The sequence below is a fragment of the Methanosarcina sp. DH1 genome (assembly GCF_020804205.1).
In the GTDB taxonomy this organism is placed as follows: domain Archaea; phylum Halobacteriota; class Methanosarcinia; order Methanosarcinales; family Methanosarcinaceae; genus Methanosarcina; species Methanosarcina vacuolata.
In genome coordinates this window covers 85,156-101,483 of the sequence record NZ_WJBJ01000018.1, presented here as the reverse complement: position 1 = coordinate 101,483, position 16,328 = coordinate 85,156, and the positions used below count along the sequence as shown (strand labels likewise).

Annotated in this window: 11 protein-coding genes and 1 pseudogene; 7 read left to right on the top strand and 5 right to left on the bottom strand. The window is 39.2% G+C overall.

Annotation, left to right across the window (positions count from 1 at the left end; all coding sequences use genetic code 11):
- Positions 1–535: pseudogene (locus FXW07_RS08730) on the bottom strand (ISNCY family transposase); the annotation flags it as partial.
- A 449-nt stretch (positions 536–984) separates the two neighbouring features.
- On the opposite strand from FXW07_RS08730, the gene FXW07_RS08725 reads away from it, so the two are divergent.
- Positions 985–2,259 (top strand): hypothetical protein, encoded by a 1,275-nt coding sequence (locus FXW07_RS08725; RefSeq protein ID WP_229395102.1) that lies wholly within the window; start codon positions 985–987, stop codon positions 2,257–2,259.
- Between the two features lie 11 nt (positions 2,260–2,270).
- On the opposite strand, the gene FXW07_RS08720 is transcribed toward FXW07_RS08725, so the two are convergent.
- Positions 2,271–2,918: a TetR/AcrR family transcriptional regulator gene (locus FXW07_RS08720; protein ID WP_229395148.1), complete on the bottom strand. Its 648-nt coding sequence runs from the start codon at positions 2,916–2,918 to the stop codon at positions 2,271–2,273.
- A 221-nt stretch (positions 2,919–3,139) separates the two neighbouring features.
- On the opposite strand from FXW07_RS08720, the gene FXW07_RS08715 reads away from it, so the two are divergent.
- From FXW07_RS08715 to FXW07_RS08695, 5 genes are all read left to right on the top strand, one after another.
- The gene (locus tag FXW07_RS08715) at positions 3,140–4,075 is read left to right on the top strand and encodes a class I SAM-dependent methyltransferase (protein ID WP_229395101.1); all 936 of its coding nucleotides are present in this window, start codon (positions 3,140–3,142) and stop codon (positions 4,073–4,075) included.
- Positions 4,076–4,139: 64 nt separating this feature from the next.
- Positions 4,140–5,735, top strand: a complete 1,596-nt coding sequence (locus FXW07_RS08710) for an amidohydrolase (protein WP_229395100.1) — start codon at positions 4,140–4,142, stop codon at positions 5,733–5,735.
- 712 nt (positions 5,736–6,447) lie between these two features.
- Positions 6,448–6,864, top strand: a complete 417-nt coding sequence (gene nikR, locus FXW07_RS08705) for a nickel-responsive transcriptional regulator NikR (RefSeq protein ID WP_229395147.1) — start codon at positions 6,448–6,450, stop codon at positions 6,862–6,864.
- 951 nt (positions 6,865–7,815) lie between these two features.
- Entirely contained in the window at positions 7,816–8,169 is a 354-nt protein-coding gene (locus FXW07_RS08700) for a hypothetical protein (RefSeq protein ID WP_229395099.1), read from the top strand.
- A 1,548-nt stretch (positions 8,170–9,717) separates the two neighbouring features.
- Positions 9,718–11,172, top strand: a complete 1,455-nt coding sequence (locus FXW07_RS08695; RefSeq protein WP_229395098.1) for an NAD(P)/FAD-dependent oxidoreductase — start codon at positions 9,718–9,720, stop codon at positions 11,170–11,172.
- A 122-nt stretch (positions 11,173–11,294) separates the two neighbouring features.
- On the opposite strand, the gene FXW07_RS08690 is transcribed toward FXW07_RS08695, so the two are convergent.
- The 3 genes from FXW07_RS08690 to FXW07_RS08680 form a co-directional block, all read right to left on the bottom strand.
- Positions 11,295–11,828 (bottom strand): tRNA (cytidine(56)-2'-O)-methyltransferase, encoded by a 534-nt coding sequence (locus FXW07_RS08690; RefSeq protein ID WP_229395097.1) that lies wholly within the window; start codon positions 11,826–11,828, stop codon positions 11,295–11,297.
- 58 nt (positions 11,829–11,886) lie between these two features.
- The gene (locus tag FXW07_RS08685; RefSeq protein WP_229395096.1) at positions 11,887–13,407 is read right to left on the bottom strand and encodes an AMP phosphorylase; all 1,521 of its coding nucleotides are present in this window, start codon (positions 13,405–13,407) and stop codon (positions 11,887–11,889) included.
- Positions 13,408–14,025: 618 nt separating this feature from the next.
- The gene (locus FXW07_RS08680) at positions 14,026–14,241 is read right to left on the bottom strand and encodes a hypothetical protein (protein WP_048120213.1); all 216 of its coding nucleotides are present in this window, start codon (positions 14,239–14,241) and stop codon (positions 14,026–14,028) included.
- Between the two features lie 1,714 nt (positions 14,242–15,955).
- Between FXW07_RS08680 and FXW07_RS08675 the strand changes: the two genes are divergently transcribed.
- Positions 15,956–16,246: a DUF378 domain-containing protein gene (locus tag FXW07_RS08675; protein ID WP_229395095.1), complete on the top strand. Its 291-nt coding sequence runs from the start codon at positions 15,956–15,958 to the stop codon at positions 16,244–16,246.
- Positions 16,247–16,328: the final 82 nt, after the last annotated feature.

Genomic DNA, 16,328 nt, shown 5'->3' with positions numbered 1-16,328 from the left:
TTTGAGTTTTTGCATCCAGTAAAGTTAAACGGTATTTCTGACATCTTCCTTCTTTTGGATGTTGTTCGTCATAGTGCACCATATGTATATTTTCTGAAAATGGAACAGTTTTCTGTTCCATTTCTTCGTAGAATGCTCTTAAAATAGTGCTTTTTGATCTCGGATAGATGAAGTCCATTATATCAGAAATTCCATCGTATGAAACGTTATGGTATCTGAGTAACTGGAAGAAATCATTGAATGAATTAAAAAGTAAAGTCTTCAGATCTTCCCAAAAACTATGATCTTCTTCGTGTGTATTACCACAATTTGAGCATTTATATCGACCAATGTTGATTTCTCCAAGACCTTCTTTAGTATGAGGATTATAGCCATTATGAACCATTGGAGTACTACAAATTGAACAGACTGGAGGAATTTTTCTACGAAAAATTCCTCGTGTGGTATATTCATAATCGTTTCCAAAACAACCAAAAACGTCTAAGAGAGCAGGGAGCTCCGAAAAGTTATTAAGAGTAAGGTTTATAGTTACCATTGTTTTTGCCGTAACATCATTACATAATTATAGAATTATAATTTTGTGTAGTGATGTTACACTTACTTTTATCACTAGATTTTGGGACTGAGTCGCTTATCTAAATATAGTATATTTTAAACAAATATGACCAGCCTATTAGAATAGTATGCTCAAATTTAAAAATGCATAACATTGATTTGCATTCTTTCTCTTCTAAATTGCTTTCCACCTTGAACTTGATGGCAGGTTTTTGGTTGTGGAGCCTAAGTTTCATGTCTCAAAACTCAGTTTTGACAACGCTCTGAAAATGGCCCGGTCCGTAGGTCTGGAACAGGTCTATAAACCCAAGTTTTCCCTTAATATTAATATATTAATAATCCGCAACATTCATATTTAGAGAGAACTCTTTAAATATTTACTTAAAAGTTATGACTTATCTGTTACAGTTGTTTTTTGAGGGGGGCACAGTGATTAAAACTGTTGAATGTGTAATCTTTCAAATTTTTCTTTTTTTAGTTCTGTTTTTACAGGTATCAAATGTAGCAGCTGTAGAAGAACCTTTGGAACAATGGAACCGGTCTTTTGGTGGGAATGGTGATGATAGTGCCTGGTGTATTCAACAGACCTCAGATGGGGGGTATATAGTGGCAGGCACAACGGCTTCATACGGCAAAGATACAGAAGGTTATCCGGACGCCTGGCTTATCAAGGTTGATAAAAGTGGGAATATGCAGTGGAATAAAACTTACGGAGGAACTTATTTTGATGAAGGATACTTTACCCGACAAACTTCAGATGGCGGTTATGTGCTCTCAGGTTACACATTTCCTTCTGGTTATGCTGAACCCTGGCTGATCAAGACAGACAAAAAAGGGAACAAAATGTGGGATAAAATTTCTGATAATATTACTCACGAAGATTACCTTCAGTATAGAGCTGAACGTACCTTTGATGGAGGATACATAGTTGGGGATATGGTTGAGTATGAAGTTGGAAGTGAATACGATTTGCTTATAATTGATGCTGATATCAGATTAACTAAATATGACATAAATGGTATCCAGCAGTGGAATAATACCTTTGGTAAAAAGAATAGTTCCGAAACGTTAGATCCATTGTTAAGTTCTGCCAAGCAGGCTCCAAATGGCGGATATGTAATTGCCAGTGAAGTTAATCTAAATGAAACAAGCAGTAATTATGACGTATGGCTTATCAAGACTGATGAATATGGTCAGGAGCAATGGAACAAGACCTTTGGTGGACCACTGGATGATTCTGCGTTTTCTCTTTCGGTGACTTCTGACGATGGCTATTTATTGACTGGTAGGTACACCGAATTCTGTTCCTATGGGACTGAAGGTGCTGCTTTCATACTTAAGACAGACAGTGAAGGTGATCAGAAGTGGATGAAAATATTTTCTAATTGCACGCTATATTCCGTTCAACAGACTTCAGATGGTGGATATGTAGCTGCGGGCGTTAAAAACGGGAACGCATGGTTAGTTAAGTTGAAGGGCGATGAAAAAGATACTGAGTATGAAGGTGGAAAAAACACTGAGTCTGATGACGGGAAGGATACTGACTATGAGAGTGGCAAGAATATTGAATCTGCAAATGGTGAAAGTATTGAATATGGAAGTACATCAGATAGCCTCTCTACCCAAATAAGACATTATATTTGCGATATCTTCAGGGGAGTTTTTCAATGGGACTACTTATACTTAAGTAGGAACTTTTCCTGAGAAGATTACATTCATGCTTTTGGTTCAATGTTGCAAGCTTCAAATCTTTTACAATCCCTGGGGCACTCTGCCTGCTTTCCTTTGTTTATAATTCCAAATAAATGTTGGAGTGTTTCGATCCATCGAGAGCGGACTTCTTTCCAATCAACGCCAAGAAGGATCAGAACCCGCATTCCATTAAACAATGATACAAGAGCGATTGCAAGGGTACGCGGATCGGTTTCGGATGGAATAAGGCCTTTCTGCTGCTGTTCTTCAATTTCATGAGTTGGCTGGTCAAGACTATGTTTCATGCCTTCGATTGATCTTTTCTGGACCTCAGGTTTGTGTACTGTCATCCCCAGAATTTCAAAATACAATGCATGTATTTTAATATCAGGTGACATTATCTGATCGAAGATTCCTATCCACGCATCAACCGGGCAGATGTCAGAATTACAGCCTGTTTTTATATCACGGTATTGTGCCTGCAGATAATTTGCACTTTCTATGATTAATTCATCCTTATTTTTAAAGTATCGATAGAGGGCCGGTTTGCTGACATCAAGGCGGCGAGCGATATCTTCCATTGTAGTGTTACAGTATCCTTTCTCATACATTACCTCCAGCCCTGCTTCAACAATTCTCTTTTTTGCTTCTTCCCTGTACTCCGGAAGCATCTTTGACAAACAATCACCCTTTCATGTTTTGGTGTCAATTTATATATATCTTACCAATAAAACACTAAAGTTACTAATAAGTAACTTTAATTACTATAACGTATTATTGATATTGTAAATCCCCGTCAGCCATGAAGGAAAAGATTAAAACTTGGATAAAATCGGGATAACCAAGATTAGGATCAAGAAAAGCATAAACATATGTAAGAGGCTGGATTTTCATGGAAAAACCGGATAATACCGAAAACAGAATTTTTGAGGCTAGCAAAAAGAGAAAAGGATCAAGTATTACAGCCGAGAATGTAGCATTCGTCAGAGCACTTGAATCACTCAAGCCAGAGGGCGAACGTATCTGTTATGACCCATTTGCCGTCCGCTTTCTTAGCCAGCAATATTTGACGTTTTTAAAAATGGCAGCTTGTGACCCCTCTAAAACTCCATTCCCCGGATTACACAACTCACTTTCAGCAAGAGTCAGATATTTTGATGATTTCGTAACAAAGTTTATTGATAAAGGGCTTGAACAGCTTGTCATTCTGGGTGCAGGGTACGATACTCGGGCATACAGAATCGAAGGACTCAGGGGTAAGGTTAAGGTTTTTGAGATTGACCATCCTGAAACTCAAAGCGTGAAAATCGAAAAAATCAAAGATATCTTCGGCTCACTCCCGGATCACGTCGAGTATGTTTCGGTTGATTTTGAGAGCGAAGATTTCAGTCATCGGCTGTTAGAACATGGATATGAAAGGTTGCAGAAGACCGTCTTTATCATGGAAGGACTCATCTACTACCTTCCACCAAAAACCGTGGATGAGATGTTGTGCTTTATCGCAAAGAATTCGGGCGTCGGAAGTGCAATCATCTTCGATTATGTCTATGAATCCAGTATTGATAGGACAAACGGAATATGCGGCGTGCAGTGTACGGCATGCGACCAGACTGCACTAATGGATGCTAAAAAAGGCATGGCACAACAGGGGGAACCTTATAAGTTCGGCGTCAAGGACGGTATGTTAGAAACATTCATTGTTCAGAGCGGTTTTTCTCAATTTTGCAATGTGACCACTGAGGATTATAAAAAGATCTATTTTCAGGGAATTAATGAAAAAAGACCAGTATGTTACCTGTCACACTTCGCCTATGCAATAGTGGAATAAAATCTTATCAGCTACTGCCAAACAATCGTAGACAGTAGAAAATGAGACTTTTAGGAGCTTTATTATGAAAAATAATATTGACGCAAAGAACGATTCGATGATTGCATTCACGGGTGGGCAGATACTTACTATGGACTCCGAGCAAAAATACGTGGAAACCGTAGTTATCAAGGAAAGTCATATTGTAGACGTTGGCGATAGGAGTCTCCTTAAAGCTTATCCTGATGCGGAAATTCATGACCTGAAAGGTCGGGTTCTACTTCCTGCTTTCATTGATTCACATAACCACCTATCTTCATTCGGTTGTTTTTTTCCTACCTGGGTGAACCTGATAGGCTTGACTGAAAAGGAATCCGTAATGGAGAAAATTCAACTGCAAGCCCGAAAAAAACCGGGAAAAGGATGGATTGTCGGCTTCGGTTGGTTCGATGCCAAGATTGGCGGGTTCGACCTGACGAAAAACGATCTGGATGAGATTAGCTCCGACAGGCCGGTTCTTCTTATCCAGGCTACCTTCCATCAGAGTGTAGTAAACAGCCAGGCGCTGGAACTTGTGGGCATCACCCGCTCAACTCCGGAGCCTCGTTGTGGAATTATTCTTCGGGAAAGTAACGGAATGCCAACAGGCGTGCTTGTGGAATATGCACAGGTTCCTGTGTTCCGCCTGGTAATGGAAGCGGACACGGGAACACTTGCGAACCTCATAGAAGTGCGTGCTAAAGAGCTTCTCAAATTCGGTATCACTGCGGTCCACGACCCCGGCGTCACACCAGCTGCTGAGGCGGCATATCAAAAGCTTCACGATGAAGGACGGCTTCCGGTATCGGTACTTATGATGCCACATGGAGAGACCGTTCTGGACAATCAGCTGGGTTATAGGCTTCATGGGACAGTCACCGGAGTGGGTGATGAAAAGCTGCGTGTAGGTCCTGTCAAATTATTCGCTGACGGTGCAACCGCAGAAACAGTAGCCTTTTCTCTGAAAATAGGAGGGCAGACTATAAACAGCGGTAACTACCGGGATGACTTTGAGGAAATGCTCTTTGCAGCGACAGAAAAGGGATTCCGAGTATGTGTCCATTCTTTTGGGAATGCAACAACCGATGCGGTGCTTACGGCATTTGAAAATGCTGTTACTCGAGCACCGGCTGGATTTGAAATGCGCCCACGCCTTGAACATGTAACCCTCATAAGTACATCTCAGATCAAACGCCTTGCCGCCATGGACGGATGTGCGTGTATCCAACCTCAGTTTCTGTCCAGGGCGCAAAATACAAAACAGATTGTGTTAGATGATGGAAAGTGGTATGCCTATGGTGATCTTGTGAAGGGAGGAGTGACTGTGGCCTCAGGTAGTGACAACCCCGGAGGATTTATGGATGCTCGCGACCCTATTGAGGGTTCTGTGATGGGATCAACTATGAGCGATGGAGCAGGCAATGTCATCTTTCCAGATCAAGTGCTTCCTTTTGAGCAGTGGCTCTGGATGTATACCGCAGGGGGCGCTTACGCCGGTGGACAGGAAAAAGAGCGTGGTATGTTGAAAAAAGGTATGGTTGCGGATCTTGTAGTCCTTGAAGGTAATCTTGATCCTAAAAACCCTCCTGTTGTTTCTGAAACCTGGGTAGCAGGAAAGAAAGTATATGACCATAGAGTCTAACTGGGAATTTGAAGTTTTGAAAATTATAAATATAAGTGAAAATGCAAAAAATTGAAAAAATATGGATGCGTGTTATTTGGAGAATAATAGGACTTACGCACTTGAGGAACAAAATCAATTACAGCAAAGACTGTGAATTAAAGTCACGTTTTAAACAGTTGGCGGTCTGATGCTGTTGATTTTTCATTTCAACTGCGTAAGTCCTAGCGTCGAGTCAACCGCAAAATGTCGTATAAAATCGATTGCAATTAGTTGTAATCACTGAATCTTTGTTGATTGACTTGACACTAGAATGAAAACCAAATTTTTGTAATTGAAGCTTGAATGCCATATTAGTGTGATCAAAGTAAATAATTTTGGTTAGTCCCAACTTTTCTAACTCCCAAAATAGATATCGGTACTTTTGTGTCAATTTGCTTTACAAAAAGATCACTTTGTTATACAAAAATGGCTATCTAGTTTATGCTTGTTTTCTATTACTAAAGCGTTTTCCACTAAAGTGTTTTCCACTAAAGCGTTTTCCTGCTGTTTTCTATTACTAAAGTGTCCTTTTCCTGTTTTATCCCATTACTAAAGCGTTCTTTAACCATAATTTTGTAACTAAAATAACTATTTTATATTAATATCTATGTGAAAAAAGCATATATGGTAATACATACAATAAATACTGTAATATTTATGATTTAAGTTAAACTGTCTGGTGGGTGATATGATAGAAACTGAACTTATGAGGATAGGGGTCTCTCTTCCAGACACCCTTCTGAGTAAATTTGATGAGATTGTTGAGAAAAGGGGTTATTCTTCCCGCTCGGAAGGCATGAGAGATGCTATCAGGAGTTATATTTCCCATTATGAATGGATAAATGATGTTAAAGGCGATCGTATCGGAACAATTGCGGTTATCTATGACAACACAAAAAAAGGGCTTTCAAATATTTTAACAAATATTCAGCACAATTATTCTCACCTGATAAGATCATCAGTTCATGTTTACCTTGATCGTGAAAATTGTTTTGAACTAATTTTTATCAATGGAAAAGGTGAAGATATTGCAGAACTTGCTGAATCCATAATAGCCTTGAAAGGAGTCAAATTCTCAAAACTTACAACTATATCATTAAATAAATAATGTATGTATAAATGTACCTATGGCCAATTTGTATTTGATTGATGTTTTAAAACACCTGATGTCAGCAGTTCCTTTAAAGTCCATATTGACTCCGCAATTCCTGCCTCCCTTGCAGGTGTATTTTTGCATTTCTTGACTCAACACTAGAGGAGGAAATCAGAGCTGTAATGAAAGAGGAATTATAGCGAGAATATAGCAAATAAGCTATTTTGATTAATGAAAATTAATGAATTCTGTATACGAGAGGAATATTGAGATAGAAAATCACCCAATTGTAGAAATCAAAACTGTTTTGATGTCACCTGTTAAAATATCTGACTATACAACTAAATATTTAAATTTATTTTAACATGGCGTGAGTAAGGCTTTACTTTACACGGACTCCAAGTAAAATAAACGGACAATATAATAAAGAGACACATATTGCAGCTATTATGCCACCTTTTAACTAAAAAAAGACAATTATAGCTTTAAAAAGGGTACGTGGTCTTAATAACACATGCATGTGTAAAAAAAATAGTATCCTACCGGTTTTTTTGAATATGGTGAACTATATTAACTTTTTAGGAGATAAGACTCTCCAGAAAGACCTCTATTTGGTTTTTAATTAATAAAAAGTATAGATACGCACAATCTACAACATTATACTCTTTCATGTACTAAAATGAAGAGTTATAAAGCTTTAAATTCCATTTTTGAGTTTTATAAAAGTATAAATAAGAAAGTATGTTTATATATTAATTTATCCAGTTATTATTATTGTTGTGGTTATTTACAATGGAATAAGGAGGAAAAAAATGAATCATAATAGAAAGTCAATATGGAAAATTACGGCATCTGTTTCTGTTGTATTAATGTTGTTGATATTAGGAATTTCTGCAGCTTCGGCATGTCCAGCTACTAAATCCACTGCCGACTCTACTGATTATAATTATCAATATATCTCATCCAATGGCAACTGTAACAGCGCAGAATGTGAAGGAAACTGCTGTGACGAATGTGCAGATGTTTGTGGCCAGAGTTGCAATGGTGAGTGCTGTAAAAACTGTTCCGAATGTGAAAACTGTGCTGAGTGCTGTAAAAACTGCTCTGAATGTGAAAACTGTGCTGAGTGCTGTAAAAACTGTTCCGAATGTGAAAACTGTGCTGAGTGCTGTAAAAACTGTTCCGAATGTGAAAACTGTGCTGAGTGCTGTGAAAACTGTTCCGAATGTGAAAACTGTGCTGAGTGCTGTAAAAACTGTTCCGAATGTGAAAACTGTGACGATGACGATTTCGCAAAAGACTTCTCTACCGACTGCATAGTCATCTGCGACCAAGATTGCGCATGAAATAAAAATAAACCTTTTAAAAATCCTGTCATGATTCAAGTTTAATAAAAACAAGAGGAGAATTTCGAGTACTTTATTTTGGTAATTATATATTTCCCAATATCACTTATGATTTATCGAAATTCTCTTTCATGTTGTTTCAAAAATCGACCCATTTCTACAATTGGATAATTGGAATTGTTGACTTTAATTCAGATCGAAAATTACTCTGAAATTCAGGTATGTATTTACCTTAAAGTACAGTATATTATCCTATTTGTAGAATCAAATATCGTTTTGAGACAGTTTGTTTAGTTCCTTTTTTAATTTACATGATGTTTTAGCCTTTCGTTTTTATGATGTTTATGTTTATTATTATTTAAGTCCATTTTATGGCTCTTCGTCGTTCCCCATGGATTAAGATAATTTTCAATCCAAAATCGCATTGATTTTTATGATGACATCATGAGGATATTCGCACAGAACCGAGAAGAGCCATTAATGATTATCCCAAATTGGCAGTTGTTCGGAATGTGCATTATAAAAGCAATATGCCTCCGTTTTCCTTGAACTACTCGAGAAGCTTCAGGACTTAGGCACTTTCAGGTACAAAGAGCGGTTTTGTAACAAGTCCTTTGAGATTAACATTACCGCTTTTCACGGATTTCTCCAGGACTTTTCTTACGGAGATCATTCCACAATGTTATTTAGATCCCTTCGTATGCCGGAAAGCTGGATTAACCGCTTTTGATCATCTTCCATAAATTTTCATAGGTCTGATCTTCAGGGTCAAGTGCAATAAGGTCATTTCGATGCGTCATAAGGGAATCAACGCGGCGGTCGCCAATCTCAAGCACACCTTCTACATGTTTAATTCGGCTTTCTCAAACACTCCAGCTAGCTCTTCCCTCAGACATAATTTTAATTTCCTCTTCTGTTACCGGAGGCTCAACAGTCTCCCTGACCCTCATAATCCTGGCACAGCTTCGGTAGAACTACTGAGAATAACTACAAGCGGCTTTTCAATAATAGAAAGATAGATAATAGAAAGATAGAACACAGGTTTTATGATACTGGATATTGATGCTGGATATAATCGATTCCGCATTATTGAATGCAAGCTTTTTTGGAATAAGTTCAGAGTAAATGAGCTTTTTGGATAGGTTCAGAGTAAAAATATGATAATAACAAGAGATCCTGGAAAGTACTTAATGGAATATATGAGTGATAACCTGAATACAGCAGGAGGAACTGGTCTGTTTGTAGATATTCTACCCAATCTGTAACTTATATTTAATACTTTTCTCACAAATAGTCATAATAAATAAAAATATTATCTGGTTATCAGAGATTTATTTAGAGATATATCTGTGCCCCTGTACAAATTTTTGTTAATTAAAGGAGCTCCACAAAGTTAAAATTCGAAGGAGAAAGTCTAAAATTATGATCAAGTTTTGAGTCGTAACAATTAAAACAGTTACATTGGCTAGAAACTTGCCTCACGGAAAAAATATAGGTCGTAAAAAGAGAGGTCGTTTTGGAAATGAAAAAGTATGACGCAGTTGTTGTCGGGGCAGGCATAAGCGGGCTTTTAGCAGCTCTAACGCTTTCCAAACACGGAAAAAAAGTTCTTGTTCTTGAGAAAAATCAGCATATTGGAGGAAATTGCAATAGCTACATGGTAGATGGCTATCAGGTAGATACAGGGGTACACGCAATCACCCACTTGAATGAAGGACCTCTGAAGAGGTTAATGGATAATTACTTTGATTTTTTGCCTGTATTTGAGGACTATGGGCATTACTACATTCGGACTGAAAATGCTTTTGTCAAAGTTCCTTCAAACCTGAAAGATTTCGTGACTTTTGACATACTTCCGAGAAAAGACAGGCTTATACTCTCTCAGACTCTCACCAAAGCCTTTACCCTTTCCTCATTTGGCATAGACCTCTCAGACCGAGCAGTTTATGATTTTCTGCCAAAGAGCCTTTCAAAGGATACCTATGATTTTGTGGACACAATGTCAATTTCTCTTTCTGGGAAATCTATGAAAGAGACCTCAGCTAAACGTATCCTGTATGGCAGCAATTTTGTCAGAGACAGCATTACCCAGGAACAATTTGATGCCATGATAGGGAAACTGGAATCGAAAAAATCCCAGTCCACAGAATCTATCCTTGCCTCCATCCTTCCGTATCATCTCCATGCTTCTCTTCATGCAAGAATGACCAGGGTTACTCAGCCGTTTACATCCCTGGAAAGGCTTGCAACAAATGATGTAAACAACTCCCAGGGTTATCCCAGAAAGGGGTTAAAAGCCATTCTCAACGCCATCATTTATTCCCTTCCCGAAACTGTTGAGATCAAAACGGAATGTGAGGTTAAAGCCATTCTTGTACAGGACGGAAAGGTTTCAGGCGTGGAAGCCGATGAAATTTATTTGTCTGACCTTGTCATCTACACAGGTTTTGCAACCGAGATTCCCCTGATGATAAAGGATCTTCCCACAGAGTATGTTAAAGACCTCAAGGAAATTGTCCACAGTAAAAGCCTGACCATCTGGCTTGGACTGGAAAAAGAGTTTCCCAATTTTAATTATACAGGCTCAGAGATCTGGTTCAAGGATTTCGCCTACTGGGCAACTCCTATAAGTAACTATGATCCTTCTCTAGCCCCAAAGGATAAGCAGCTTATAGGCTTTTCCTTCGTAATCGACGAAAATAAAAGTGAAGAGCAGGAGATAAAAAAAGCCTATGATACAATTTTCCGTGCCCATCCAGAAATCGAGAAATATATCGATATGCAGCACGAACAAACAATGATTCCAGAAAAGGCTGCAGTCGCAATTAACGGAAAGTTCGCAAATATTCGAACCCCGGTTCAGAACCTCTATGTAGCGGGCACCGATACTGACAAGCGCAGCATGGGAATTACCCGGGCTTCGTATTCGATCATTGAACTCCTGAAGATTCTCAATGAAGATGGAAATCTTCATTAAAATATAAAAAGATAAAAATCTGAAAATTAAAAACCCAGGCCAAAAGTAAGGTCATGAAAAAAATAAAAGATCCTGAAAAATAGAAGACACAGACTGCGAAGAAAAGTTAAAGGGGAATAAACTTAATCTTTGTGATTTTCTATAACCTGTTTACCCCTTTCTGCTGGTACAATTGTCAGCTCAGCATTGGGAAACTCTCTTTCAAGTGGCTCGCCGTCTGCAATCCTGTCCAGAGTAATTGCGACTGCTGCAACCTCGGAATGGGGCTGGCTTCCAACTGCAACATTCCAGTCCGCAAGCTGATAAATTTCCGGAGGCACCTTTTCTGCACCTACCACGATCATAAGATTCTCACAGCTTTTAAGCTCGCCCGTAATATCGGGCAGATTGACCCCATACATTGAAAGATGGCAGACTTTTCCACCGGCAGTTTTCCATTCCTTGATTTCCTGCTTGTAATTGACATTATTTTTAATATAGAAATTTCCGCCCCAACGACTGACAACGTCTTCAAGAGTTTTTACTATTCCGGGGTCATTCGAGGCAAGGAGCATACCTTCTGCACCGAGCAACCGGGCAGTTAAGCCTACGTGAGTTGTGATTCTTTTATCCCTTTCAGGGCGGTGCCCCAGACGCAGCAAAACAATTCTTTTCATGCTCGTGCTAAAACCCTGCAAGGTATTAAAGGGTTTCACTGAAAAAAAGAAGAGAAGATTACTGGAACCCGTAGATTCCAGGAATTCTCTTAAGAAGCATGCCCTCAACAACTATCGGGTTTGTCCTCTGGGCCGTTGTCAATGCGGTATCTAGTTTGAATTCTTTTTCAGCATAAATTGTAAGGATAGGGTCTCCCTTCTTAACGGATTCTCCCATTTTCTTGTGAATCGCGACCCCGGCTCCTTTATCATTAGGAGCTCCTGCAAGCCTGGCAATTTCAATTATCCACTTATTGTCAAACTCGATTACATATCCGTCCGCAGAAGCGAGAATGTCGGCAGTATATTGCCCTACCTGGATGTCAGCCGAGGTAATCTTCGGATCTCCACCCTGGGCCTCAATAATCTGTTTCATCTTCTCAAGAGCTTTCCCGCTCCTGAGTGTTTCCAGTGCAACTTCCTTTCCACGGTCCCTTGGAGCCGCACCTCCCATCTCAAGCAGGATACCCGCAAGAGCGGCACTCTTTTCAATAAGGCTGTTAGGGCCTTCCATACTTTCCAGCACTTTCAGGGCTTCCCTGACTTCCAGCGCGGGCCCTACTTTTCTTCCAATTGGAGAGGAACCATAGGTAATTGCGCATTCAACGTTCATTCCAAGCCTGTGCCCGAGGTTAATCAGGTCTCTCGCAAGTTTTTGTCCTTCCTGAACAGTTGGAACTTTTGTGCTTGGCCCGACCGGAATGTCCATTACCACATTGTCTGCTCCGATAGCTCCTTTTTTTGCCATAATCGAGGCAAGCATCTGGTAGTAAGGGTCAATGGAGAGGGGGTATTCAACCCTTATGAGCTTGTCATCGGCAGGTGCTATGTTTGTGGCTCCACCCCAGACAAGTGCACCCCCGACTTTTTCGGTTATCTCTTTTACTTCTTGAGAACTGAACTCTACCGGACAGAGCACTTCCATAAGGTCAGCAGTTCCGCCTGCTCCTGTAATCGCCCTGGAACTTGTCTTTGGAATAAGAAGTCCGTTTGCAGCGATAATAGGCACAACAAGGAGAGAAATCTTGTTTCCAGGCACTCCTCCTATAGAATGTTTGTCCATTATAGGGTGAGTGTCAAATTCAATTGTGTCTCCACTCTCAATCATAGCCCTGGTAAGCCATTCAACCTCGTCATCGGTCATTCCGTGAATATAAGAAGATGTTATAAAAGCCGAGAGTTCGATCTCACTGAGATTTTCTTCTACGATATCGTTTACGAGTGTTTTAATCTCATCCTGCGCAACAGGTCTTTTATCCATCATTTTCTTGATCACGGACGCTGATTTTGAACGGAATGCCGGAACAACTTCGACCGGCTTATCCCAAGTCACAAAGTGTTCATATACCTCGGAAAAAACACCCAGCGTGCCTGGAGGAACCATATCATCTGTTGTATCCGCAATTGCGGAAAGGCTTTCATGCCCGCGAATACGGACCCTGTCCCCCGGATTAACCCCCAGTTCTTTGGCATCGGCAATATTTAGTAATACCTTGTGCTGCCCTATTTTTATGCTAAAATGTTCTAGCTTCAATTGCATGAGTAAACTCCTCCCGTTTCGTTCTTGTTATAAGTGTAAATCTGTGACTGAAATTTGTTTCCCTGGAATCCAGACTTTCTGTTTGTTTCTCTATTTGAAAAACTGACAGTTCAGCCTGAAAAAACCAGGTAGATTAATAGTATGAGTAGCAAATATGAGTAGTAGAGTAAATTGTAAATGCTAAACTGAGGTAACATATTGACCGTCATATTATTTTAAAATAATTCCGCAAGAAACTTGAAAAACAAGAATAAAGAGATTAAAATGAGTACTATTAAAAGAAAGTTTGTAATTATGCCTGGAATGTACTTCCCAACGGTCTGCCGGGTATCTTCAGTAAATTCAAAAAATTTTGAAAAAAGATTTTTTTATAGTTTAAATTGATCTTGAGTAAAGAAAGAATAGAGATTAATGGGAACAAATTAAACTGGAATAGTAATTTTTTACTTCCAGGATATCGTTTGTTCTCATTAGTTAGTGTTTATGTTAATGCTTCTGTTAGTGTTTATGTTTGTGTTTATGTTAGTGCTTCTGTTAGTGCTTAGCCGTTATCTAAAATTACTCAGTTACCATTTAGTCGTATTTTATCTAAATCTTCAAAGTTACTCATTCATTCAGTTATTTTTCATAGTTGCGCCTGGAAAGGGAAACAAGACCTTTTGCAATCCCCAGTGCGATAATTCCTATTAACGCTGCGGTTAAGAGAACCATAAACAAGTTTTCCTCATCAGCAAACTTGAACATGAAGTAAAATAAAATGATATCTATTATTGCTCCAATGCCCACCAAGGCTATTGCCGGGCCTCCTAAAGCTTTTCCAGTATCCCTGCCCATTTTCCGATCCATCCTGAAATAATTATCATTAAATTAAGGTTTAAGGCTTGTAAAACACCGTATTAAATAATTAAGTTAATAAATTTTTTATAAAGGCAAGCTATTTTAGTAAACTTTTTTCGTAACAGAAACCATAGGTGGGAGCTCATGGATAAGGTAAGCCTGTAGCTAAGCATAATGGTTCCTGAAATGTATCAGAGAATTGGGGTAATTGCATATAAATCTTAGGAAATTATAATCCCTCAGGTTCAAATAGACAGAAAGTTTCATGTTTTGATAGTAGGTTATCTAAAAAAGGGTATCCTATTCAAATTGAATGGGAATCCCTCAATTTCCACTCAATGAGCTTTTTTATTTTGTTTAACTTTCCGCAAGTGCGGCAAGAAGATACGCTGCGAATTGCGTCATACGCGCTACCTTTTCCATTTGAGGCAATCAGACTGTGACATTCACAATTGGTAATGTTTGCGTGTGAAACTCATATGGCAATATAAAGAACTCAAGGAACCTGGCTTTGATAATTGTTAGGGTCAAGATACTATAAGGAACGTAAAGTGAGTGCGACAAGAAGCTATATCATGAATTGCAGAAACGCTACCTCTTCCATTCGGGGTAATTCTACCTGGATGTGCGTCATCAGTAATGATGGGGTACAAAGCTCCTGGGACAATGTGAAGACCTCTGAAAGTCCAATTCAGAATATTTGCTAGAATAAGGATTCTATGGAGAATGTAAAATTGAACCATTGTAAGAGTCGTTACGTTCGACAAGCGAAACTGGACTCGCGCTTGAACCAAAAGGTACGGAATCAGACTGTGGTGGCTTCACTTACGCTACAGGGAATGGACAAACGGTTCTCGGCTTATAGATGGCTCCTAAGGAATCCACAATTATTCATGCTATAGAACTTGGTAAGCCCTAAATGCTCCCATTATGGGTAGGATTCCTGTGAGGGATGACGATGGCGTTGAGGGTAGAGGATTCAGTAAAAAGCGAATGTCAATCTGTAATGGATTGAATAGGGGTTCAAACTTTGCCCTACTCTGAAAAGATGCTGACTTACTGAAGGTGTTTTCTTGTGTGAACGGAAACAAACTCACGAATGTAAGATACTCAAAGACACCAGTAGGTGAGAGGCTTACAGACAGTAATGTTAATGGGCTGTTATCCAGAATCACAAAATCAGTTATGCAAAATAACTGATGCCTGATACAGAAAGGGTTTGAAAACACTCGAGCCGTATGAAGGGAAACTTTCACGTACGGTTCTTAGGGGAGAAAGGAGGAGTAATCCTCCTGACTTACCCAACACCATCGTAAGAATCGTGAAGTGAAATAAGCGAAAGCATGTAAATATGCTTTAACCAGAAGGAACAGAATCAGGCTGCAATGTGTTTGTGACATTATGTGACAAATGGACAAATGATTCTCGGTTTAAGATGGTTTCTAATGTATTCACGTTATTTGAGGTTAATCCTACAGCTTTACTATTCCTTATTAAGTACGCTTCAATCGATGAGTATATAGAAATTCATTTTTTACACTCGATATCCAGGTTAAGGAATAGATTCATAACATCTTATCTCCAACATTGTTTATGAGAGCAAGTGATTGATCATCCAAAAGCCTGGAGTTTTTTCCAGGTCAGAAAAAAGTCAGAAAAAGATGATCTGTCCTTTGTGAATACTCTATTTCAGCGGGGAGGTTTGATAAAGATGCGTAAAATGCATAGAATGATTATGGATAATACCCTATACATTCCGGCTAAGCTGCTAACGATAATCGGGGCTCTTAACTGGGGTCTTGTAGGGCTCCTGAACTTTAATCTGGTAGCGGCTATATTTGGAAAAAAGTCAATTCTCTCGCGGCTGGTCTACATTCTTGTGGGCCTGGCTGGAGTTTACATAGTGATAAAATACAAGGCAACGTATTTAGCAAAGCGCGAGGCTAAAAAGGGTAAGCGCCAATATAGCGGTAAGCAATACAGTTGGAGCGGCATTCAATAAAATACAGGAATTGCTTTATCAATCGGATTTGCTTAATCGGATTTGCTTAGAATACGTCCTTAACAGTATCTCGAATAATATG